Annotated in this window: 18 protein-coding genes and 2 pseudogenes; 16 read left to right on the top strand and 4 right to left on the bottom strand. The window is 72.2% G+C overall.

The annotated features are described in order from the left end of the window. From CA983_RS20640 to CA983_RS20620, 5 genes are all read left to right on the top strand, one after another. Positions 1 to 843, top strand: an 843-nt coding sequence (locus tag CA983_RS20640) for an alpha-amylase family glycosyl hydrolase (protein ID WP_143645519.1), incomplete at its 5' end; no start/stop codon positions are given. Then, positions 840 to 2,558 carry a maltose alpha-D-glucosyltransferase gene (gene treS / locus CA983_RS20635; protein ID WP_086602385.1) on the top strand — a complete coding sequence of 573 codons (1,719 nt, stop codon included), beginning with the start codon at positions 840 to 842 and terminating at the stop codon, positions 2,556 to 2,558. The genes CA983_RS20640 and treS, both read left to right, overlap by 4 nt. Positions 2,559 to 2,586: 28 nt before the next feature. Beyond that, positions 2,587 to 3,957, top strand: coding sequence for a maltokinase N-terminal cap-like domain-containing protein (locus CA983_RS20630; RefSeq protein WP_086602384.1), 1,371 nt, complete (start codon positions 2,587 to 2,589; stop codon positions 3,955 to 3,957). A 3-nt stretch (positions 3,958 to 3,960) separates the two neighbouring features. After that, a complete protein-coding gene (gene glgB / locus CA983_RS20625) occupies positions 3,961 to 6,168 on the top strand; it encodes a 1,4-alpha-glucan branching enzyme (protein ID WP_086602383.1) in 2,208 nt (735 codons plus the stop codon). A 112-nt stretch (positions 6,169 to 6,280) separates the two neighbouring features. Further along, on the top strand, positions 6,281 to 7,369 hold the full coding sequence (locus CA983_RS20620; RefSeq protein WP_086602382.1) for a glutamate--cysteine ligase 2: 1,089 nt from the start codon (positions 6,281 to 6,283) through the stop codon (positions 7,367 to 7,369). A gap of 43 nt (positions 7,370 to 7,412) precedes the next feature. On the opposite strand, the gene CA983_RS20615 is transcribed toward CA983_RS20620, so the two are convergent. Next, positions 7,413 to 7,646 carry a DUF6480 family protein gene (locus CA983_RS20615; RefSeq protein ID WP_086602381.1) on the bottom strand — a complete coding sequence of 78 codons (234 nt, stop codon included), beginning with the start codon at positions 7,644 to 7,646 and terminating at the stop codon, positions 7,413 to 7,415. Between the two features lie 151 nt (positions 7,647 to 7,797). Between CA983_RS20615 and CA983_RS20610 the strand changes: the two genes are divergently transcribed. Further along, complete coding sequence (locus tag CA983_RS20610; RefSeq protein WP_086602380.1) at positions 7,798 to 9,696, top strand: AMP-dependent synthetase/ligase; 1,899 nt, start codon at positions 7,798 to 7,800, stop codon at positions 9,694 to 9,696. A 115-nt stretch (positions 9,697 to 9,811) separates the two neighbouring features. Continuing rightward, positions 9,812 to 10,246 (top strand): ATP-binding protein, encoded by a 435-nt coding sequence (locus tag CA983_RS20605; protein ID WP_086602379.1) that lies wholly within the window; start codon positions 9,812 to 9,814, stop codon positions 10,244 to 10,246. 58 nt (positions 10,247 to 10,304) lie between these two features. Here the strand turns inward: CA983_RS20605 and CA983_RS20600 are convergent, their stop codons facing one another. Next, positions 10,305 to 10,676, bottom strand: coding sequence for a hypothetical protein (locus CA983_RS20600; protein ID WP_086602378.1), 372 nt, complete (start codon positions 10,674 to 10,676; stop codon positions 10,305 to 10,307). Positions 10,677 to 11,016: 340 nt separating this feature from the next. Between CA983_RS20600 and CA983_RS20595 the strand changes: the two genes are divergently transcribed. The 9 genes and pseudogenes from CA983_RS20595 (at position 11,017) to CA983_RS20560 (ending at position 20,470) form a co-directional block, all read left to right on the top strand. Continuing rightward, entirely contained in the window at positions 11,017 to 11,418 is a 402-nt protein-coding gene (locus CA983_RS20595) for an STAS domain-containing protein (protein ID WP_059416947.1), read from the top strand. Positions 11,419 to 11,660: 242 nt separating this feature from the next. Beyond that, positions 11,661 to 12,548, top strand: a complete 888-nt coding sequence (locus CA983_RS20590) for an STAS domain-containing protein (RefSeq protein WP_086602377.1) — start codon at positions 11,661 to 11,663, stop codon at positions 12,546 to 12,548. Continuing rightward, positions 12,545 to 12,964: an STAS domain-containing protein gene (locus CA983_RS20585; RefSeq protein ID WP_086602376.1), complete on the top strand. Its 420-nt coding sequence runs from the start codon at positions 12,545 to 12,547 to the stop codon at positions 12,962 to 12,964. The genes CA983_RS20590 and CA983_RS20585 overlap by 4 nt, the downstream gene beginning before the upstream one ends. Then, positions 12,964 to 13,404 (top strand): anti-sigma regulatory factor, encoded by a 441-nt coding sequence (locus tag CA983_RS20580; protein ID WP_086602375.1) that lies wholly within the window; start codon positions 12,964 to 12,966, stop codon positions 13,402 to 13,404. The genes CA983_RS20585 and CA983_RS20580 overlap by 1 nt, the downstream gene beginning before the upstream one ends. After that, positions 13,404 to 13,862 (top strand): annotated as a pseudogene (locus tag CA983_RS49575) (anti-sigma regulatory factor); the annotation flags it as partial. The gene CA983_RS20580 and the pseudogene CA983_RS49575, both read left to right, overlap by 1 nt. A gap of 351 nt (positions 13,863 to 14,213) precedes the next feature. Beyond that, positions 14,214 to 14,828 (top strand): annotated as a pseudogene (locus CA983_RS49570) (SpoIIE family protein phosphatase); the annotation flags it as partial. Further along, entirely contained in the window at positions 14,825 to 16,555 is a 1,731-nt protein-coding gene (locus tag CA983_RS20570) for a PP2C family protein-serine/threonine phosphatase (RefSeq protein WP_086602373.1), read from the top strand. The pseudogene CA983_RS49570 and the gene CA983_RS20570, both read left to right, overlap by 4 nt. 216 nt (positions 16,556 to 16,771) lie before the next feature. Beyond that, a complete protein-coding gene (locus CA983_RS20565; RefSeq protein ID WP_086602372.1) occupies positions 16,772 to 18,145 on the top strand; it encodes an NAD(P)/FAD-dependent oxidoreductase in 1,374 nt (457 codons plus the stop codon). 84 nt (positions 18,146 to 18,229) lie between these two features. Further along, a complete protein-coding gene (locus CA983_RS20560) occupies positions 18,230 to 20,470 on the top strand; it encodes an FUSC family protein (protein WP_086602371.1) in 2,241 nt (746 codons plus the stop codon). 13 nt (positions 20,471 to 20,483) lie between these two features. Here CA983_RS20560 and CA983_RS20555 read toward each other — a convergent pair whose 3' ends face one another. Together CA983_RS20555 and CA983_RS20550 are read right to left on the bottom strand one after the other, a co-directional pair. Continuing rightward, a complete protein-coding gene (locus tag CA983_RS20555) occupies positions 20,484 to 20,918 on the bottom strand; it encodes a hypothetical protein (protein ID WP_086602370.1) in 435 nt (144 codons plus the stop codon). 28 nt (positions 20,919 to 20,946) lie between these two features. Further along, entirely contained in the window at positions 20,947 to 21,786 is an 840-nt protein-coding gene (locus tag CA983_RS20550) for a DUF1206 domain-containing protein (protein WP_086602386.1), read from the bottom strand. Positions 21,787 to 21,981 lie beyond the last annotated feature (195 nt).

The raw sequence follows: 21,981 nt of genomic DNA, 5'->3' as shown, positions 1-21,981 counted from the left end.
CACACCAAGCCGGTCGTCTTCTGGGAGCGGGTCATCGCGGACATCAACCGCACCGACCCCGATGTGATCTTCCTGGCCGAGGCGTTCACCCGCCCGGCGATGATGCACACCCTCGCCCAGATCGGCTTCCAGCAGTCCTACACCTACTTCACCTGGCGCAACTCCAAGGAGGAGCTGACCGAGTACCTCACGGAGCTGTCGGGGGAGGCCGCCTCCTACATGCGGCCGAACTTCTTCGCCAACACCCCCGACATCCTGCACGCCTACCTCCAGCACGGCGGGCGCCCCGCCTTCGAGGTCCGGGCCGTCCTCGCCGCGACCCTCTCGCCGGCCTGGGGCATCTACTCCGGCTACGAGCTGTGCGAGAACACCCCGCTCAGGGAGGGCAGCGAGGAGTACCTCGACTCGGAGAAGTACCAGCTCAGGCGCCGCGACTGGGAGGCCGCCGAACGTGAGGGACGCACCATCACCCCGCTGATCACCAAGCTCAACACCATCCGCCGGGAACACCCCGCGCTGCACCGGCTCAGGAACCTCCGCTTCCACCACACCGACAACGACGCGCTCCTCGCGTACAGCAAGCGCACCGGGTCCGACGTCGTCCTGGTGATCGCCAACCTCGACCCGCACCACCCGCAGGAGGCCACGGTCTCGCTGGACATGCCGCAGCTCGGCCTGGACTGGCACGCGTCGCTGCCGGTGCGCGACGAGCTCACCGGCGAGACCTACCACTGGGGCGGGAACAACTACGTGCGTCTCGAGCCGGGGCGGGCTCCCGCGCACGTCTTCCACGTCCAGTCGCCGCCCGCCGCGCAAGGGAACGGAGGGGCAGGAACGTCATGACCGTGAACGAGCCCGTGCTGGACACTTTCGAGGACACCCCCGTCAGGGACCGGGACCCGGAGTGGTTCAAGCGCGCCGTCTTCTACGAGGTACTCGTCCGCTCGTTCCAGGACAGCGACGGTGACGGCGTCGGTGACCTGAAGGGCCTGACGTCGAAACTCGACTACCTCCAGTGGCTCGGCGTCGACTGCCTGTGGCTGCCCCCGTTCTTCAAGTCGCCCCTGCGCGACGGCGGCTATGACGTCTCCGACTACACCGCCGTACTCCCCGAGTTCGGCGATCTGGCCGACTTCGTGGAGTTCGTCGACGCCGCCCACCAGCGCGGCATGCGCGTGATCATCGACTTCGTCATGAACCACACCAGCGACCAGCACCCGTGGTTCCAGGAGTCGAGGAAGGACCCCGACGGGCCCTACGGCGACTACTACGTGTGGGCGGACGACGACAAGGGCTACCCGGACGCGCGGATCATCTTCGTCGACACCGAGACGTCGAACTGGACGTTCGACCCGGTGCGCGGCCAGTACTTCTTCCACCGCTTCTTCTCCCACCAGCCGGACCTCAACTACGAGAACCCGCGCGTCCAGGAAGAAATCCTGGCCGCGCTGAAGTTCTGGCTGGACCTCGGTATCGACGGCTTCCGGCTGGACGCGGTGCCGTACCTGTACGCGGCCGAGGGCACCAACTGCGAGAACCTGCCCGCCACCCACGCCTTCCTCAAGCGCGTCCGCCGCGAGATCGACGCGCTCTACCCGGACACGGTGCTGCTGGCGGAGGCCAACCAGTGGCCCGAGGACGTCGTCGACTACTTCGGCGACTACGCGACGGGCGGCGACGAGTGCCACATGGCCTTCCACTTCCCGGTGATGCCGCGCATCTTCATGGCGGTGCGGCGCGAGTCCCGCTACCCGGTCTCGGAAATCCTGGCCAAGACCCCGACCATCCCCTCGGGCTGCCAGTGGGGCATGTTCCTGCGCAACCACGACGAGCTGACGCTCGAGATGGTCACCGACGAAGAGCGCGACTACATGTGGGCCGAGTACGCCAAGGACCCCCGGATGCGCGCCAACATCGGCATCCGCAGGCGGCTGGCTCCCCTCCTGGACAACGACCGGCACACCATCGAGCTGTTCACCGCGCTGCTGCTGGCCCTGCCCGGCTCGCCGATCCTGTACTACGGCGACGAGATCGGCATGGGCGACAACATCTGGCTCGGCGACCGCGACGCGGTACGCACGCCGATGCAGTGGACCCCGGACCGCAACGCCGGGTTCTCCACCTGCGACCCCGGCCGCCTCTACCTGCCGGCGATCATGGACCCGGTCTACGGCCACCAGGTCACCAACGTCGAGGCGTCGATGTCGTCGCCGTCGTCGCTGCTGCACTGGACCCGCCGCATGATCGAGATCCGCAAGCAGAACCCGGCCTTCGGCCTGGGCTCGTACACCGAGCTGTCCTCCTCCAACCCCGCGGTGCTGGCCTTCCTGCGGGAGTACGAGGACGACCTGGTGCTGTGTGTGAACAACTTCGCGCGGTTCGCCCAGCCCACCGAACTCGATCTGCGCGAGTTCGCCGGGCGCCATCCGGTCGAGCTGTTCGGCGGGGTCCGCTTCCCCGCGATCGGCGAACTGCCGTATCTGCTGACCCTCGGGGGCCACGGCTTCTACTGGTTCCGGCTCACTCGAGTCGCATCCCGCATCGGCAAGCGACTGTGAGCACGCGCCGACGAAAGGAGGCGTGACCATGCCGAAGACCGCATCCCTCCGCCCGAGCCTCACGCGCCTGGCCGAGCCCATGGAGTCGCTCGGCGGGCTGCTGCGCGACTGGCTGCCGCGGCAGCGCTGGTTCGCGGGCAAGGACCGGCCCGTGACGGAGCTCGGCCTGCTGTCGATGACCGAGCTGTTCCCGGGCTGTCTGCACCTGCTGGTCCATGCCGGCCACGCCGGTCACACGGGCGTGCCGTCCCCGGGCGGTGCTCCCCCGGCCGGCGACTGCTACCAGCTCCTGCTCGGCGTACGGGAGCACCCCTCGCCGCGCCTGAGACGGGCGCTCATCGGGCAGGTGCAGGACGGGCCGCTGGCCGGTCTGACGGTCTATGACGCCCTGCACGACCCCCGTTCGGCCCAGCTGCTCCTGGACCGGCTGCGGCATCCCGGCACCGCCGGCCCCCTGCGGTTCGACTGCGATCCTGACCAGCCGGTGCCCGGCGGACTGGTGCCGCGGCTGCTGGACGCCGAGCAGTCCAACTCCTCGCTGGTGTACGGCGACGAGTACATCCTGAAGGTCTTCCGGCGCATCCAGCCGGGCGTCAACCCGGACCTGGAGGTGCCGGGGGCGCTGGCCAGGCAGGGCTGCCACCGCGTGCCCGCGCCCGTGGCCTGGTTCCAGACGAAGCATCCGTTCAAGGCCACCCTCGGCGTGCTCCAGCCGTATCTGCGGGACGCCTCGGACGGCTGGACGCTGGCGCTGCAAGCCCTGGCCGCCGGGGACGACTTCACGGCCCAGGCACGGGCGCTGGGCGCGGCCACGGCGGAGGTGCACCTCGCCCTCGCCTCCGCCTTCCCGGTCGGTGAGCCCGGGGAGAACGGGCCTACGGCGACCGCGATGTCCGAGCGGCTGGCCGCCGCCGCGCACTGCGTGCCCGCGCTCCAGCCGTACGTGCCGGGCCTGCGGACGGCGTTCGCCGCCCTCGCCACCTGCGACGCCGGTCCGCCGGCCCAGCGCATCCACGGCGACCTGCACCTGGGGCAGGTGCTGCGGGCCGGACGCGAGTGGTTCGTCATCGACTTCGAGGGCGAGCCGTCCCGGCCGCTCTCCGAACGGCGCAGCGCCCACTCCCCCGTGCGGGACATCGCCGGGATGCTGCGCTCCTTCGACTACGCCGCCCGGCAGCGCCGCCCCTGGCGCCCGGAGTGGGCGCGACGCTGTCGCGAGACCTACTGCGCGGGCTATGCCGCCCGCGCGGGCTGGGACCCGCGCAAGAAACACGGACTGCTCCGGGCCTACGAAACGGACCGGGCCGTGTACGAGGTGCTGTACGAGGCACGGCACCGCCCCGACTGGCTGCCTGTACCGATGGCGGCGATCGAGCGCCTCGCTGTGAGAGGAGACTGAGCCGTGGCCCTGCGCGACATCTCAATCCCGGAGCCGTCCGGCCCGGTCCCGGGCGCGACCGCGCCCGCCCTGAGCCCGGAGGACCGCGGGCGCCTGCTGGCGGGCGCCCACCACGATCCGCACGCGCTGCTGGGCGCCCACCCGGTCCCCGGCGGGATCGCGTTCCGGGCGCTGCGCCCCTTCGCCCGCTCGGTGAGCGTGGTGACCGGCGGCAAGCGCACGCCGCTCGTCTCGGAGGGCGACGGCCTGTTCTCCGGGGCACTGCCGCTGGCGGAGATCCCCGCGTACACGCTGCACGTGGCGTACGAGGGCGGTGAGCAGGAGGTGCACGACCCGTACCGGTTCCTGCCCGCGCTCGGCGAGCTCGACCTGCACCTGATCCGCGAGGGCCGGCACGAGCAGCTGTGGCAGGCGCTCGGCGCGCAGCCCATGACCCACGAGGGCGTGGCCGGTACCCGGTTCACGGTGTGGGCGCCGAACGCCCAGGGCGTGCGGGTCGCCGCGGACTTCACCTACTGGGACGGGACGCAGTTCCCGATGCGCTCGCTCGGCGCGTCCGGTGTGTGGGAGCTGTTCCTGCCGGGCGTCGGCGAGGGCACGGCGTACAAGTTCGAGATCACCTCCCGGTACGGCCACCGCTTCCTGAAGGCGGACCCGATGGCCCGCCGCACCGAGGAGCCGCCCGACACGGCGTCGATCGTGACGGACTCGCACTACGAGTGGGGCGACGCTCAGTGGATGGCGCACCGGGCGGACACGCCGGTGCACGAGGCGCCGTTCTCGGTGTACGAGGTGCACCTGCCGTCCTGGCGGCCGGGGCTGGACTACCGGCAGCTCGCCGAGGAACTCCCGGCGTACGTCAAGGACCTCGGCTTCACGCACGTCGAGCTGATGCCGGTCGCCGAGCACCCTTTCCACGGCTCCTGGGGCTACCAGGTCACCGGCTTCTACGCGCCGACCGCGCGGCTCGGGACCCCGGACGACTTCCGGTACTTCGTCGACGCCTGCCACCGGGCGGGCATCGGCGTGATCATGGACTGGGTGCCGGCGCACTTCCCGAAGGACGACTGGGCACTGGCCCGGTTCGACGGGGACCCGCTGTACGAGCCCGGGGACGCGCGGCGCGCCGAGCACCCGGACTGGGGCACGTACGAGTTCGACTTCGCCCGTACCGAGGTGCGCAACTTCCTCGTGGCGAACGCGGTGTACTGGTGCGAGGAGTTCCACATCGACGGGCTGCGCGTGGACGCGGTCGCCTCGATGCTCTACCTGGACTACTCGCGCGAGGACGGCCAGTGGGAGCCCAACGCCTACGGCGGCCGGGAGGACCTGGCGGCCATGGCGTTCCTCCAGGAGATGAACGCCACCGTGTACCGGCGAGCCCCCGGCGTGGTGACGATCGCGGAGGAGTCCACCGCCTGGGGCGGAGTGACCAAGCCCACCGACACCGGCGGGCTCGGCTTCGGCCTGAAGTGGAACATGGGCTGGATGCACGACTCGCTGGAGTACCTCTCCCACGAGCCGGTGCACCGCAAGTACCACCACCACGAGATGACCTTCTCGATGGTGTACGCCTACAGCGAGAACTACGTCCTGCCGATCTCCCACGACGAGGTCGTCCACGGCAAGCAGGCGCTGGTGTCGAAGGCACCGGGCGACTGGTGGCAGCGGCGCGCGACCGTGCGGGCCTACCTCGGCTTCATGTGGAGCCACCCGGGCAAGCAGCTGCTGTTCATGGGGCAGGAGTTCGCGCAGGGAGCCGAGTGGTCGGTGGAGCAGGGGCCGGAGTGGTGGCTGCTCGACGATGGCTACCACTCGGCGGGTGACCACCGGGGTGTGCGCGACCTGGTCCGTGACCTGAACAGGGCGTACCTGGCGACGCCGGCGCTGTGGCAGTGTGACACCCGCCCGGAGGGCTTCCGGTGGGTGGCGGTGGACTCGGCCGACGACAACGTCTTCGCGTTCCTGAGGTACGACGCGGAGGGCAGGCCGCTGCTGGCGGTGTCGAACTTCTCCCCGGTCGTCCGGCACGACTACGGCCTCTGGGTCCCGGGCGACGCCGTCGCCTGGCAGGAGACCCTCAACACCGACGACCTGCGCTACGGCGGCAGCGGGGTCACCAACCCGGATCCGGTCAAGCCGGAGGACGGGTGTGTCCGGATCACGCTGCCGCCGCTGGCCACCGTGTGGTTGACGCCGTTCGCTCCGTGAGGTCACACAGCCGCACCAGGTGTCCAACCGGCCTGTGAGGGGCACTGGGTGTCGTACCACCGGGAACACCCGGTGGTCGACGCCGCAGGGTCACAGAAGGGCGGGCATCACGGTGCGCACCGTCGGAGTGGAGGAGGAGCTCCTCCTGGTCGACCCCGAGACCGGGGAACCGCAGGCGATGTCGGCGGCGGTGCTCGCCAGGGCCGAGCAGGACGACGCGGATCAGGACGTCTTCGAGAAGGAACTCCACGAGCAGATGCTGGAGTTCGCCACCCATCCGCAGTCGTCCATGGAGAGCCTGCGCGCGGAGATCGTCCGCTGCCGCAAGGAGGCGGCCCGGCACGCCGGGGAGATCGGCTGCACGGTCGCGGCGCTCGCCACGTCCCCGCTGCCGGTCAGCCCCGCGGTGGGAGTCAACCGCCGGTACCAGTGGATGGCCGAGCAGTACGGCATCGCCACCCGGGAGCAGCTCGTCCTGGGCTGCCACGTGCACGTGTCCGTCGAGTCCGACGAGGAGGGCGTCGCGGTCATCGACCGGGTGCGGCCCTGGCTCCAGGTCCTGACGGCGCTCAGTGCGAACTCGCCGTTCTGGCAGGGCAAGGACACCGGGTACAGCAGCTACCGCAGCCGGGTGTGGCTGCGCTGGCCGTCGGCCGGCCCGACGGAGATCTTCGGCTCGGCCGAGCGGTACCACCGTCTCATCGCGGACATGGTGGCCACCGGCGCTCTCCTCGACGACGGGATGATCTACTTCGACGCGCGGCTGTCCCAGCGGTATCCGACGGTGGAGGTCCGGGTGTCGGACGTCTGTCTGCACTCCGGCACGGCCGCGCTGGTCGCCACGCTCGTCCGCGGGCTGGTCGAGACCGCCGCACGCGAGTGGCGGGCCGGCCGGGAACCGCTCGGTCACAGTGTCAGCCTGCTGCGGCTGGCCGACTGGCTGGCCGCCCGGTCCGGCCTTTCGGGCGAGCTGCTGCACCCCGCGACCATGCGGCGCCTGCCCGCCGAGGCGGTCGTCCGTGCCCTGCTGGACCATGTGGAGGAGGCCCTCGCGGACACGGGTGACCTCGATCGGGCCCGGACCGCCTGCGAGGAGCTGCTGCGGGACGGCAACGGCGCACAGGTGCAGCGCGCGCTGATGGAGCGCACGGGGAGCCTGCGGGACGTCGTCACCGAGTGCGTCCGCCACACACAGGCGTGAGGCGTCCCGCCTTCTTCCGTCCCGCCTTCTTCCGGAGACGGGCTCAGAGGATCAGAACGAGGGCGTAGGCCAGGAAGAACGCCGCGATCAGCACCACGAGGGCGAGGATCACGGCCATCGGTGCCTTGGCCCAGCCCTTGGGCGGGTTGTGCGTCTCCCGGGGCCCCGCCTCGGGCATGCTGCTCTCCGCGGGCGGGGTCTCGCCCGGTGGTACGCCGCCGCCCGGTTCCAGGCCGGAGGTGCGTTCGGGTTCGGGATCGGGACTGATGTGACTCATGCCGTCCGGGTCCCCCGATCACGCCGAGATCATCAGTGGGACGACTTCCGTATTTCCCGACCCCTGACGGTCGCGGCTCGACTACATTCGAGCCCCGCCGATGACGCTACCCGTCGGCAATGTCACACCCCGTACACGTCAGGAGCAGTGCATGCGCGACCTCGCCCTCGCTCCACCGGCCGTCTCGCCGCTGACCGGAGGGCTCGCCGACAGCGTCTTCGAGACGGCGGACCGCGAACCCACCCGGCCGGTGCTCGCGCGCCGCGCCGACCCGGCCTCCGCCTCCTGGGAGGAGGTCACGGCGGTCGAGTTGCGCGACGAGGTGGTGGACGTCGCCAAGGGGCTGATCGCCTCCGGGTTGGCACCGGGGCAGCGCGTGGCGATCATGGCGCGCACCCGGTACGAGTGGACGGTCCTGTGCTACGCGCTGTGGGCCGTGGGTGCCGAGGTCGTCCCGGTCTACCCGACGTCGTCGCGCGACCAGGTCGAGTGGATCCTGCGGGACGCCGGCTGTGTGGCCGTGGTGGTGGAGGACGAGCAGGGCGTCATGACCGTCGGCTCGGTGTGCGCGTCGCTGCCGCTGCTGCGCCACGTCTGGCAGCTGGACGCCGGCGCCCTGGAGGAACTTGCCGCGCGCGGGGAGTTCGTCCCGCACGCCACGGTCGATTCGATGCGCCGCATCGTGCTGCCGGACTCCACGGCCGTCATCGCCTACACCTCCGGCACGTCCGGCCACGCCATGGGCTGCGCCCTCAGCCACCGCAACCTGGCCGCCCCCTGCGACACGCTGCTGACGGGCTGGGGGCACACGGCGGCACCGCGCGGGGAGCAGGGCTCCGTGCTGGCGTTCCTGCCCTTCTCCCATGTGTACGGGCTGATGATCCAGGGCCTGTGCCTGCGCGGCGGCCTGCTGATGGGACACCAGGCCGAGCTGGGCGGGGAGGCACTGGCGTCGGCGCTGCGCTCCTTCCGGCCCACGTACTTCTACGCGGTCCCGTCGGTCTTCGAGAAGATCTACAAGAACTTCCTGCGCACGGCCCAGCAGGGGGGCCATGGCGGTCTGTTCGAGCGGGCCGCCGAGACGGCGCGGGACTTCGCCGGGGCCCTGGAACGCCAGCGGCTGGGCCGGGGCCGCGGGCCCCGCTTCGACCTGCGGCTCCAGCACGCCCTGTACGAGCGCACGGTGTACCGCAGACTGCGGGCCGCGCTGGGCGGCCGGGTGCGGCGGGCGACGTCCGGCGGCTCTCCCCTCAGCCGCGACCTGTCGCTCTTCTACGAGGGCATCGGCATCTACGTGCACGACGGGTACGGCCTGACGGAGACCGGCGGCGGGGTGACGATGCAGCCGCTGGGCCGGGAGAAGTCCGGGACCGTCGGGCAGGCCCTGCCGGGCACGGAGATCCGGGTGGCCGAGGACGGGGAGATCCTGGTGCGCGGCCCGTCGGTGTTCCAGGGATACGTCGGTGACGAGGCCGCGACCCGGGCCGCGCTGCGCGGCGGCTGGCTGGCCACCGGGGACCTCGGGCAGCTGGACTCCGAGGGCTACTTGACGATCACCGGCCGCAAGAAGGACATCATCATCACCAGCAGCGGCAAGAGCGTCGCCCCGGCCGCCCTGGAGCAGCGGCTGCGGATGCACCCGCTCATCCACCAGGCGGTGGTCGTGGGCGACAACCGGCCCTGTGTCGGCGCCCTGATCACGCTGGATCCGGAGTTCCTGGCGCACTGGCGGGCGGCGCTGGCGCTTCAGGGAGAGATGCGCGAGGCGCGGGAGGAGAACGCGCTGCGGGAGGAGGTGGCGCGTGCCGTGGCCGCGGCCAACAGCGCCGTGTCGCGGTCGGAGTCGATCCGGGTGTTCCGGGTCCTGCCGGAGCCGTTCGACGTGACCAACGGACTGCTGACGCCCTCGATGAAGCTGCGCAGGGACGAGATCGTGCGGCACTACGCGTCCGAAATCGACGCGATGTACGAGTCGCGCAGGCGTCCCGGGCGGCCGAGCACCCAGGGCGAACCATCGAACTGGGACGACTCCGACAACGTGTTCCGCTGAGCGGGGAGCCGGACGCGTAGGCCTCGCCCCCTCGGGAACACGCAACAGTGGCGACGCAAGAGAAAGGACGACAGCCCTGACGGCAGCCTTGCTGACGCCGGGCCGGAAAGGCGATATGTCAACCGAGCCGCGTGGGGATGACGCACTGACCTCCGAGGAGATCCCGAGCCGCACGAACAGCTTCGTGGGCGAGCCGCACGACGTGACGGGAGCGCGGCTGGCCGCGGAGGAGTTCCTGCGTGATCTGTCACGCTCCTCGCCGCCCTCTGCCCCCGAGTACTGGGACGACATCCTGTTGGTGGTGACGGAACTGGCCGCCAACGCGGTCCAGTACGCCCCGGGTCCGTTCGCGCTGCGGATGCGCCGGACCTTCGACGGCGTGCATGTGGTCCTGCACGACACCAGCTCCACGGAGCCGGCCCCGCGCCCGTTCGATCCGCGCAGCGGGGGTGGCGGCATCGGCTGGCACCTGATCCACACCTTGTGCGACCAGGTCAGCGTGGTGAGCGACGAGCGCGGCAAGGACATACACGTGTTCCTGCCCTGGTGAGCCCTGAGCCGGTCACGGGCGCGGCACGCCCGTGACCGGCTCAGGGCTCAGGGCTCGGTCAGGCCGAAGTCGTCGCGCGCGGTGGCAGCCGGTCGTAGTAGTCGCCCACGGCCGTGAGGTACCCCCTGTCCCTGGTCTCGCTGTCGGTCTGGAAGCGGGGTGCCGCCTTGGCGTCTGCCCTGGTGCAGGCCAGTGTGATCCTCCGGCCCTGCGTGTCGATGCCGGTGACGACTCCGGCCGGCACCAGGACGCTGCGGCCGAACACCCAGACACCGGTGTCGACGACCAGGTGCCGCATGCCGTGCGGGGCGTCCTCGCGGTCCACGTGCCCGATCGTGCCGTCGGTCGCGGCGACGGTGAAACCGGTCAGGTCCTGCCCCTCGGTGTAACCGCTGTCCGGCGCGTACGACCAGATTCTGTCGATGGCCACGCTGCTCCATCCTCCCTGACGGTGTGCGGATCGCGGAGCCCGGCGGGCGGTTCCCGCCCGCCTCGCTCCACAGCCCAACTACCCTCCTGCCGGAAGCGCATTCGGCGCACACACGTGCCACCGTACGTCGTCGGCGACGGGCTTCGGCAGGGTTCCTCACCCGGGGGCATGGAGGGCGGTTTCCGGGGTAATCGCGGGGGCGCGGTGGAAACGGAGCCCGGTAGCGAAGGGAGGCACATGACAAACAGCAGCAGAGCCCGCTCCACGACCGGCATCGCCCCGCACCGCGGTCATCCGCAGAGGTGACCTGCCCAGGCCGTAGCACTTGATGGAGGTACCCGTGCCCCTCGCCCAGAACCCGCTGTCCGTGGAAGTCGAACTGCCCCGGGAGGACGTGGCCCTGATCACGGTCGACGGCTACCTGGACGTCGACACCGCGACCGAGTTCCAGGCCCATCTGGCCAACCAACTCCACCACGGCCGACGGCATTTCCTGCTCGATCTCTCGTCCGTCCCCTTCATGGACTCGTCCGGGATGAACATCATCCTGCGGGTGTACCAGGAGACCCGCAGGACCGCCGGCAGCGTGCACGTCATCAGCCCGACGCCGGCCGTGCGGCGCGTCCTCGACCTGACCGGCGTCAGCATCACGGTGCCGATATCGGAGAGCGTCGACGAGGCTCTGGCCCGCGCCGACGAGGTGCCGGACACCCCCGAGGAGCCRGGGGCGCAGAGCGCCTGACGGGCCGTCGGCGGAACCGGCGTTCCGGTGCCCTCGCTCCGCCGCGCCCGGACGGCGTTTCGTGCTTGCGCGCGCCGGTGACGGCGGTGGCCAATCCCCGTTCCCCGGAACCGCATCGGTTGCGCCGGATCCGGTGTCGTGCGAGGTCGGCGCATGGTTAGAGTTGTCGCCCGGCAAGTGTCACAGCACCGTCCCGTTGCCTGAGGCGGGCTCGGTCGACGCAACGCGGATGAGGAGAGAACGTGCCGGAGCACGAAGCGGACGGACAGCTCGCCACGCCGACGCACGAGGTCAGGGACTTCCTGCACCGCAGGCGTGAGCAGATCGCCCAGCGATGGGCGGACGAGCCCCTGTTCCGCACGGTGTTCACCGTCTCGCGCGACGAGGCGGTGGAAGCGAGCAAGGTCGTCGTGGACGCGCTGGCCCAGGTGGCCGACTCGGAGCAGGTGGAGGACCCGGACGCCGCGGGATTCAGCGGGGTGCGCGAGCAGCTGGCCCGGATGGGCGCGGCCCGCTCGCGGGCCGGACTGTCGAACACACAGGTCGCCAGCGAGCTGGCCGCTCTGCGGCCGCCCGTGGAGAACCTGCTGGCCTCCGATCTGGAGGATGCGCCGCCCGAGCATCTGCGGGCGTGCTCGACCGCGCTCACCGTGCTGATGGGCACCCTGCGGCTGGTCGCCATGCAGACGGCGCTGAGCGAGTGGCAGGCGCTCAGCGACCGGCAGCGGCTCCAGCTGATGGAGGTGGCGACGCCCGTCATCCGGCTGTGGGACGGTGTCGTGGCCGTGCCGCTGATCGGGACGCTGGACAGCGCCCGCAGCCAGGTGGTGATGGAGACGCTGCTGAACGCCGTCGTCGACCAGCACGCCCGGTTCGCGATCCTCGACATCACCGGGGTGCCGACGGTGGACTCGCTGGTGGCGCAGCATCTGATGAAGACGGTCGCCGCGGCGCGGCTGATGGGCGCCCAGTGCATCGTCTCGGGCATCCGCCCCGCCATCGCGCAGACCATCGTCCACCTCGGTCTGGACCTCGACGTGATCACCCGTGCGAGCCTCGCCGACGCGCTGGGTTACGCCCTGCACGAGCTCGGCACGGACATCGTGAACCCGGGTGCGGGTCAGCGGTGAGCGACGCGTACTCCCGTCCCGTCCCGGGCCACGTGCCGGTTCTCCGGCTCGGCGACGTCCTGCTGGTCACGCTCCAGGGGGACCTGCACGACAGCACGGCGCAGCAGCTCCAGCAGGATCTCGCGGAGACCATCTCCCGTACCGGGGTGCATGGTGTCCTCATCGACATCTCCGGTGTGGAGATCGTCGACTCGTTCCTCGGCCGGGTGCTGGCCGAGATCGCCGCGCAGGCCAAGCTGCTGGCCGCGCGGACCGTGGTGGCCGGCATGCGCCCGGCGGTCGCCATCACCCTGGCGGAACTGGGCCTGACGCTGCCGGGGCTGACCACGGCGCTCAGCACGGAGGCGGGCATGGAGCTCCTCTCGCAGCAGACCCCGGCGTACCGTCCGCGCGGCCCGCGTCAGGAGAGTCCGTGATGCACACTGCCGCGGGCGTGGAGGCCTGCCTGCCCATCCGGTCGGACATGGACCTGGTGTGGGTACGACAACACGTGCGGCAGGCCGCGGCCCGGCTCGGCTTCGGCCTGGTGGAGCAGACCAAGCTGGTCACGGCGGCCAGCGAGCTGGCCCGCAACACCCTGGTGCACGGCGGTGGCGGACAGATGGAGGCGACGCACCTCAGCAGCGGGGGTGCGCAGGGTCTCCGGCTGGCCTTCACCGACGAGGGGCCGGGCATCGCCGACCTGGACCAGGCGCTCAGCGACGGCTACACCTCCGGCGACGGGCTGGGGATGGGGCTGAGCGGCGCGCGGCGCCTGGTGCACGACTTCGACATCGAGAGCACGCCGGGCGACGGCACCACCGTGCGGGTGACCTGCTGGGTGGCCCAGCCGCCGCGGCCGCGTGAGGAGGCCTGATGCCGCGGGTGTGGGACGTCCCGGTGCGCGACGCGACGCGGGTGCGCGACGCGCGGGTCGCCGCGGAGGGCGCGGCGGCGCTGGCCGGTCTCGACGAGCGGCGCACCGCGGCCGCCGCGCTGGTCGCGACCGAGCTCGCGACGAATCTGCTCAAGCACGCCGAGGGCGGTCAGGTGCTCATCGACGTGGTGGCGCCGCCCGCGCCGCGGGAGGGCCGTGCGGAGTCCCGGGTCGTGCAGATCGCCACGATCGACCACGGCCCGGGCATCGCGGACGTACCGGCGGCCCTGCGCGACGGTTTCTCCACGACCAGCTCGCTCGGCGCGGGCCTCGGCACGTGTCAGCGTCTCGCGGACGACTTCGCCCTGCACAGCACGCCCGGCCGCGGCACGGTCGCGGTGGCCCGCGTGGGCACCACGCCCCGCGGTGGCGGCGGTCCGGCCGTGCGGTTGCGGGCCGAGGGGGCGCCGGGGAGCCGGGGCCCGGCCGGTGGTCCGGCTGTCGCGGACGCGCCGGGCGGTGTCGCCCCGGCGTGGTCCGAGGGCGGGGTGTCCACCGGCGGCTGGTGGCCGGGCGGTGCCTCAGGGGACGGCGACGCGCCCGTGGGAGCCGTGGCGTGCGGCGCCCTGACGGGGCACGCGGCGGTGCCCGGCGGCGCGCCGGGGTTCGCCGGGCAGACCGGGAGCCTGCCCGGGGACGGTGGTGTCGTCGGGAACCAGACCGGTTCCCGGCAGGTCTTTGGTGTTCCGGGCGGCGGGGTGCCGGGGCGTGAGGAGCGGCCCGGTACGCCGGGAGACCGGTCCCTGCCCGTCGCCGGCGTGCGCGCCGGCGGCGTGAACATCCCCTACGGCGGAGCCGAGTACTCGGGTGACGCCTGGGCGTGGGTCCGTTCCGGGGACCGGCTGACGCTGATGCTGGCGGACGGTCTGGGGCACGGCCCGGAGGCGGCCCGGGCCTCGTCCGCGGCGGTGGCGGCGCTGCACCGCTGGGCTCACCTCTCCCCCGCCGAGTCGCTGCAACGGCTCCACGACGCGCTGAAGGGCACCCGGGGCGCGGCCGTCGCCCTGGCCCAGCTCGACGTCCGGGCCGGGCGGCTGCGGTTCGCCGGCATAGGGAACGTGGGGGCGCGGCTGCGCACGGACGGCACCTGGCGTCCGCTGCTGTCGCGGCCCGGCATCGTCGGCGTGCACCGGCCCGCCACCCTCCGTGAGGAGGAGGCCGACTGGGCGGCCGACCGGCTGCTGGTCCTGCACACCGACGGCCTGCCCAGCCGCTGGACGCCGCCGTCCGACGCCGTTCTGCCCGCGGCCGACCCGGCCGTGACGGCCGCCGTGGCGATACGTGACGCGAGCAGTCCCGCCCGTCCGGTGCGGGACGACACCGCCGTGGCCGTGCTGACTCCGATCCCGCCGGAACACCCATGATGCGCACTTGGCAGATCACCACCGTCACCGACGCGGCTCGCGCCCGCATCGCCCTCGCGCGATTGGCCGCCGCGTACGGTGTGCCCACCGTCGAACGGACGAGGCTGGCCGCCGCGCTCAGCGCCCACCTGCGGCAGTGCCTCACCAAGGGCGGCACCTGGCTGCTCACCCTGGACATGGCCGGGGCCCCCGCCGAGGAGGGGCTGCTGCACGCCGTGGTGACGCCGTCGCCGGACGCGTCCGCCGCCGCCGGGGAGCCGCCGTGGGAGGTCACGGTCCCCTGCCCCGAGGCGGCCCGGGCCACGGAGGGCGGCGCCGTCGAGGACGATCCCGCCGCCCTCGCGGAGGCGCTGCTCGGCGCCGACGAGGACACGGCCGTGGTGCTGGACAAGCTCGGCGAGCAGGAGGATCTGGTCGCCTTCCACCGCGAGGAGCTGCACCAGACGAACCAGGGCGTCCTGGCGCTGCACGCCGAGCTGGACGCGGCGGGCCGGGCCCAGCGCGAGGCCTTCGCCGCCGAGCGCAGGGCACGCAACGAGGCGGAGAGCGCCCGCCGCAGACTGACGTTCCTCGCGGACGCGAGCGCCGTGCTGACGGCCTCGCTCAACCACGAGGAGATCGTGCGCCGGCTGCCGGACCTGCTGGTGCCGGAGTACGCCCGCAGTGTCGACGTCTGGCTGTTCGACCACGAGGACGACAAGAACCGGTCGGCGCCGCATCCGGCCGCCGCCGTGGTCGCGGCCCGGACCGGGCGGCCGCAGTACGCGGCCGACCATCCCGGTGGCCTGCCCGGCGTCGACGACCACCCGCCGTCCGCGCTGGATCCCACGCGGCCGTTGCTGTGCGTGCCGCTGCCGACGCGGCGGGCGCCACTCGGGGTGCTGACCCTGTCGCCGCCCGGTGCGCGCTGGGACCCGGACGACGCCGTGATGCTCATCGAGCTCACCCGGCGGGCCAGCATCGCGATCGACAACGCCCGGCGCTTCGAGCACAACCGCGACATCGCCGAGACGCTGCAACGTGCCCTGCTCACGGACCTGCCGGCCACGCCGGGCCTCAGCCTGGCCGCGCGCTATCTGCCCGCCACCCACGGGCTGAACATCGGCGGCGACTGGTACGACGCGTTCCCCCAGCGGGACGGCGGTCTCATCACCGTCGTCGGCGACGTGACCGGGCACGGTCTGCACGCGGCCGTCATGATGAGCCAGCTGCGCACCGCGCTGCGGGCGTACGCCGTCGACGGCGACAGCCCGGGCCGGCTGCTGACCCGGCTGCACCGGTTCCTGCACCATCTCCAGCCGGACCTGTACGCCACCGCCGTCATCGCCCGGTTCCACCCGGACGAGCCCACGCTGACCTGGGCCGCCGCCGGCCATCCGCCGCCGGTGCTGCGGCTGCCCGACGGCACCGTGCGCACCCTCGACGCCAAACCCGGCGCCATGCTGGGCATCCCCCTCACCCAGGAGATCGGCGACCACACGGTGCGTCTGTCGCCCGGCTCGACGCTCGCGCTGTACACGGACGGGCTGGTCGAACGGCGCGCGCAGGGCATAGACCCGGGCATCGAGCGGCTGGCCTCGGCGCTCGGCGGGTTCCGTTCGGCGGAGCTGGACGCGGACCTGGAGGGCTCGGCGGACCGGATCCTTCATCCGCTGCTGAGTGACTCCGAGCGCGACGACGACGTGTGTCTGCTGCTGTGTCATGTCCAAGGGGACGCCGAGTCCTGACGCGGGTCCGGCCGACCGTGTGTGCACGCGTTCTTCACTCCCGCCTGGTGCCTTTCGGCCATGGGGCGGGCATGGTGGTGATCGACGCGTTCGTCTGCCTGCCGCGTCCGACTGGCGTGCCGGTCGAAGACGCGGTGGGATCGATGGGGTGCGAACCAGCGATCCAGGGGCAGTCGATAGGCGTTCGAGGCAGACCGCCTGGAGCCGCAGAAAGGGATGAACACCGTGACACGACCCAGGATCCTGGTGGTTGGCGCAGGCTTCGCCGGTGTGGAGTGCGTCCGCCGTCTGGAACGGAAACTCTCCCCGGACGAGGCCGACGTCACGCTGGTGACGCCGTTCGCCTACCAGCTCTACCTGCCGCTGCTCCCCCAGGTCGCCTCCGGCGTGCTGACGCCGCAGTCGATCGCCGTCTCGCTGCGCCGCAGCAAGAAGTACCGCACGCGGATCATTCCGGGCGGGGCCATCGGCGTCGATCTGAAGTCAAAGGTCTGCGTCATCCGCACGATCACCGACCAGATCGTCAACGAGCCGTACGACTACATCGTGCTGGCCCCCGGCAGCATCACCCGCACCTTCGACATCCCGGGGCTGACGGACCACGCGTTCGGGATGAAGACGCTCGCCGAGGCGGCGTACATCCGTGACCACGTCATCTCGCAGCTGGACCTGGCCGACGCGAGCCAGGACCCGGTCGAGCGGGCCTCGCGGCTCCAGTTCGTGGTGGTCGGCGGCGGTTACGCGGGCACCGAGACCGCGGCGTGCCTCCAGCGGCTCACGCACGCGGCCGTGAAGCGCTACCCGCGGCTGGACCCGGGCCTGATCAAGTGGCATCTGATCGACATCGCGCCGAAGCTGATGCCGGAGCTCGGCGAGAAGCTCGGCAGCAGCGCCCAGGAGATCCTGCGCCGACGGGGCATCGAGATCTCCCTCGGCGTCTCCATCGCGAAGGCGGGCCCGGAGGAGGTCACCTTCACCGACGGGCGGGTGATCCCGACCCGCACGCTCATCTGGACGGCCGGGGTCGTCGCCAGCCCCCTCATCGCCACGCTGGGCGCGGAGACCGTCAAGGGACGGCTCGCGGTCGCCCCCGAGATGAACCTGCCGGGCAACGACGGGGTGTTCGCGCTCGGCGACTCGGCCGCCGTGCCCGACCTGGCCAAGGGCGACGACAGCGCCATGTGCCCGCCCACCGCGCAGCACGCCCTGCGCCAGGGCCGGCACGTCGCCGACAACGTCATCGCGTCGCTGCGGGGCGGGCCGATGCGGCCCTACGTCCACAAGGACCTGGGGCTCGTCGTCGACCTCGGCGGCACCGACGCGGTCTCCAAGCCGCTGGGCATCGAACTGCGCGGCCTGCCCGCCCAGGCCGTGGCACGCGGCTACCACTGGTCGGCGCTGCGCACCAACGTCGCCAAGACCCGGGTGATGACGAACTGGCTCCTCAACGCGGTCGCCGGCGACGACTTCGTACGGACCGGCTTCCAGGCCCGCAAGGCCGCCAGGCTGAAGGACTTCGAGTACACCGACGCCTATCTGACGCCGGAACAGGTGCGGGCTCACGTCGAGGGAACCGCCCGGCAGGAGTAGGGCCGGGCCGGAGGGAACCTTCCGCTCGTGGCATGTCATGCTGAGGTGCGGATCTTGGTGTGAGTCGGAAGAGAGTGCGGCGGCGTGAGGGCAGCGGGACGCTCGGTTCGGGCACGACTGCGGGACCGGATCGCGGCGTCCGACCCGGGGCTGCTGCGCCTGACGGCCGGGCTGCGGACGGTCGGCGCCATCGCCCTCACGCTGGCCGTGCTCGCCCTGCTCGGGGCCGATGTGCATCTCCTGGTGGCGGGGGCCATGGCGGCGATGGTCGCCACCTTCGCCATCCGGGAGAAGCAGCTCGGCGCCCAGGCCGTGACGCTGGCGCTGGGTCTTCCGGTGGCGCTGGTCTCCGTGACGCTGGGCGCGGTGCTCAACGCGCGTCTGTACGTCGGTGACGTCTTCTTCGTCGTCCTGATCTTCTGCGCGGTCTACGGCCGCCGGTTCGGCGACCGCGGCACCGCGCTCGGGCTGATCGGCTTCCAGGTCTACTTCCTGTCCCTGTTCGTCGGCGCCGAGGTCTCCTCGCTGCCCCCGCTGTGCGGTGCCATCGCCCTGGCGTTCTGCTCCAGTGCCGTTCTGCGCTTCGCGGTCGTGCCCGCGACCCCCACGGGCGTCCTGCTGCGGCTGCGCCTGGCCTTCCGCGCCCGGCTCGCCCAGCTGGTGTCCGCGCAGCTCGACCTTCTCGACGCCGCCCCGGACGAGATGGACAAGGCCCTGGAGGCCGTGCGCGAGGGCACGGCGCGGCTGCACGAGACGGCGATGATGATCCAGGCGCAGCTGGAGGACGGCACCCCGGACGAGTCGGCGGCCCGTCTCGTGCAGCGCCGTATCGCGGACGCCGAGATCGCCGCCGAGCGGCTCGGCCTGCTGCTGCTGACCTCCCGCAGCGCCGAACGGGCCGACACGCTCACCCTGCACCTGCCGGGCGCTCCCGCGCCGTCGGTGGGGCAGCCGGCCGTGCCGGACGAGGCCACGGCCACGCTCCGCCGTGATCTCCAGGCGCTGCGCGCTCTCGTGCTGCGGGCCGGGAGCGGCGACTCGGGGACCGCCCTGGCCCATGTGCGCAACCGGCTCCTCGGCTACCGGGACGAGGAGAACCTGCCGCCGGCGCCCGCCGCCGTCCAGGACGTGTTCCGGGGCATCGGCGAGGCCGCGCGCTCGGTGCTGGGGCTGCGGATCGCCCTGGACGGCCCGCAGGACGAGTCGGACGACACCCCCGCGACGGCCCGCTCCCGCGAGGAACTGGACGCGGAGGACGCCGCGATCGACGGCGGCGAGGCGCCGGCGGAGGAGAAGGAGACGGGGCTGCGGCGGCCCACCACGCGCGCGGCCGTGCAGGTCGCCGTCGGGTCGACACTGGCGATCGTGGGCGGCGAGCTGCTGTCCACGCAGCGCTGGTACTGGGCGGTGCTGACGTGCTGGATCGTTTTCCTCAACACCGCCTCGACGGGCGAGATCCTCGTCAAGGGCTACCGCCGGCTGCTGGGCACGGTGTTCGGCGTGGTGGCGGGCATCGTCCTGGCGGGTCTGGTCGGGCAGCACACCTGGACGGCGTTCGGCCTGGTCCTGGTGCTGATCTTCGCGATGTTCTATGTGGCACCGCTGTCGTACACGCTGATGTCGTTCTTCGTGACCGCGATGCTGGGGCTGCTGTACACGCTGCTGCACACCTACAGCCTCGACGTGCTGCTGCTGCGGGTGGAGGAGACGGCGCTCGGGGCGGCCTGCGGGGTGGTCGCGGCGGCGCTGGTGCTGCCGGTGCGGACCGACCGCCGTACGAACGAGCTGCTCGGCACCGTCCTGGACCGGCTGGCCGAGGTCACCGAGGCCGCGGTCGGCCAGCTCAGCGGCGGGCCGGCGGACGAGCTGCTGGACAAGGCGCGCGACCTGGACCAGGCGCTGGCCGACCTGCGGGCCGCCACGCAGCCGCTGACCCATCCGGTCACGCCGCTGCGGGCCCGGCGCCACACGGCCCGGTACGTCGTGGCGCTTCTGGAGACGTGCGCGTACCACGCGCGGACGCTGGCGGCCACCGCCGAGCTGCTGCCCACGCATCCCTCGATCGCGGCGGACCCCCGGCTGCGCGGGGCCGCGGGGCGCACCGTGCGCAACATCGAGACCATCGCGGCCCGAGTCGCGGACGAGCATGCCGCCGCACGGGTCGAGACCGGGCCGAGCATCGCCTCGCTGCTGGGGTCCGACGCCGGCACACCGCGCTACGGCCGGATCACCGACCGCGTGCTGCGGCATCTGGAGCGGCTGGACGAGGCCGTGGTGGGTCTCGCGCGGCCGCTGGGCGTGCCGATGGCGGAACCCCGGGCCTGAGGGTCGGCGCCGCTCAGAAGTCCGTGGGCAATCCGCTCACCTCGGCGATGCCCCGCAGCTCCTCCGTCTGCCGGTGCCGTTCCTTGATGTAGTCGGCGATCTCGCCGAGGCGGACCGGGTCGGACGCGGTGGACGCGTCCGTGACGATCCTGACCGGGCCGGTCTCGTCGACGTCGAGTTCGATCACTTCGTTGTCCAGGCGACCGGTGACGGCGGTGGCGATGACGAGGGCCACCTCGTCCCGCACCTCCTGGGGCAGTTCGTCGTTGGCCCCTGAGTCGAGCGCGAAGTCGAGGCTGGACAGGCGTTCCTCGTCGATCGCCTCGAGGACCGGTTCCACCACGCGCATCAGGAGGCGGTAGTCCTCCGTGTCCATCCGGATGCGCAGGAGGTCCAGGTACATGTCCACGGGCCGGCCGTCGCCATGCGGAATCTCGGAATCGCTCATTCGCTTCGTGTTCCCCGCATGGCGCGGCTCAGACGCGGCGCCAGCGGGCCATGGCGAAGGAGAACACTCCGAACAGCACCAGCCCGGCCGCGACGAAGACCAGCAGCCAGGGGCCGAAGGGGGTGTCGGCGAAGCTGCGCAGCGTGTCGTCCAGGCCCTTGGCCCGATCGGGTTCGTAGTCGACCGCGGCGCGGACGGCGAAGACGCCGGCCACCGCGAACACCAGCCCGCGGGCGGCGCCGCCGGCCACGCCGGTGACGTCCACCAGCCGCCGTGTCCGGGGGCTCATCTGCCCGAGCCGGAGCTTGTCGTGGTACTTGCGGAGCACCGCCCGTACGCCGATCCACCCGCCCGCCGCGACGATCGCGAGGCCGGCCGCGCCGACCAGCCACTGGCCCGCGGGCATCTCCAGTGCCCTGGCGGTGGCGTCCTCGGACTGCCGGTCGCTGGATCCGGAGCCGCTCCCGCCGCGGTTCGCCGCGAACGACAGCACGGAGTAGGCGACGAAGGCGTAGAACACGAAGCGGGCCGTCGCCAGCAGCCGCTTGCGTGCGCTGCGGCCGTCCTTTCCGACGGAGCCGAACATCATCTCGGACAGCCGCCACAGGGCCATGCCGACGAGGCCGATGCCCAAGGCCCACAGCAGCACCGCGCCGAACGGCTTCTGCGACAGTTCCGCCAGGGCTCCCCCGCGGTCGGCCTGCTCGCCCGTGTCGCCGAAGGCGATCTGCAGGGCGAGGGCCCCGACGAGCAGATAGATCACACCCCGGGCGGCCAGGCCCGCCCGTGCCGCCCCCTCGGTCACCGAACCCCGCGCCGCTCGCCGGGCCCGGATCCGACCGCCTTGTGCCATCGCACTCGTGTTCATGTCGACCTCCCGGCACTCCGGATGCCCCGGCCGGGCCACCCCACACCCGGCACGGCCGCCGGACCAGGGGATTCCGGTTACGGCGGGGCGTGCCATCGGTTTCAGGACCGCCGGAACCTCGCTCCCCGGCCGGAGCGGCCGAGGGCGCGCAGGCGCTCCAGGGCGTCCAGGACCACCGTGCGGTCGTACCAGGCG

This window comes from Streptomyces swartbergensis (assembly GCF_002148965.1).
Taxonomy (GTDB): domain Bacteria; phylum Actinomycetota; class Actinomycetes; order Streptomycetales; family Streptomycetaceae; genus Streptomyces; species Streptomyces swartbergensis.
This window is presented reverse-complemented; position numbering and strand designations above follow the sequence as displayed.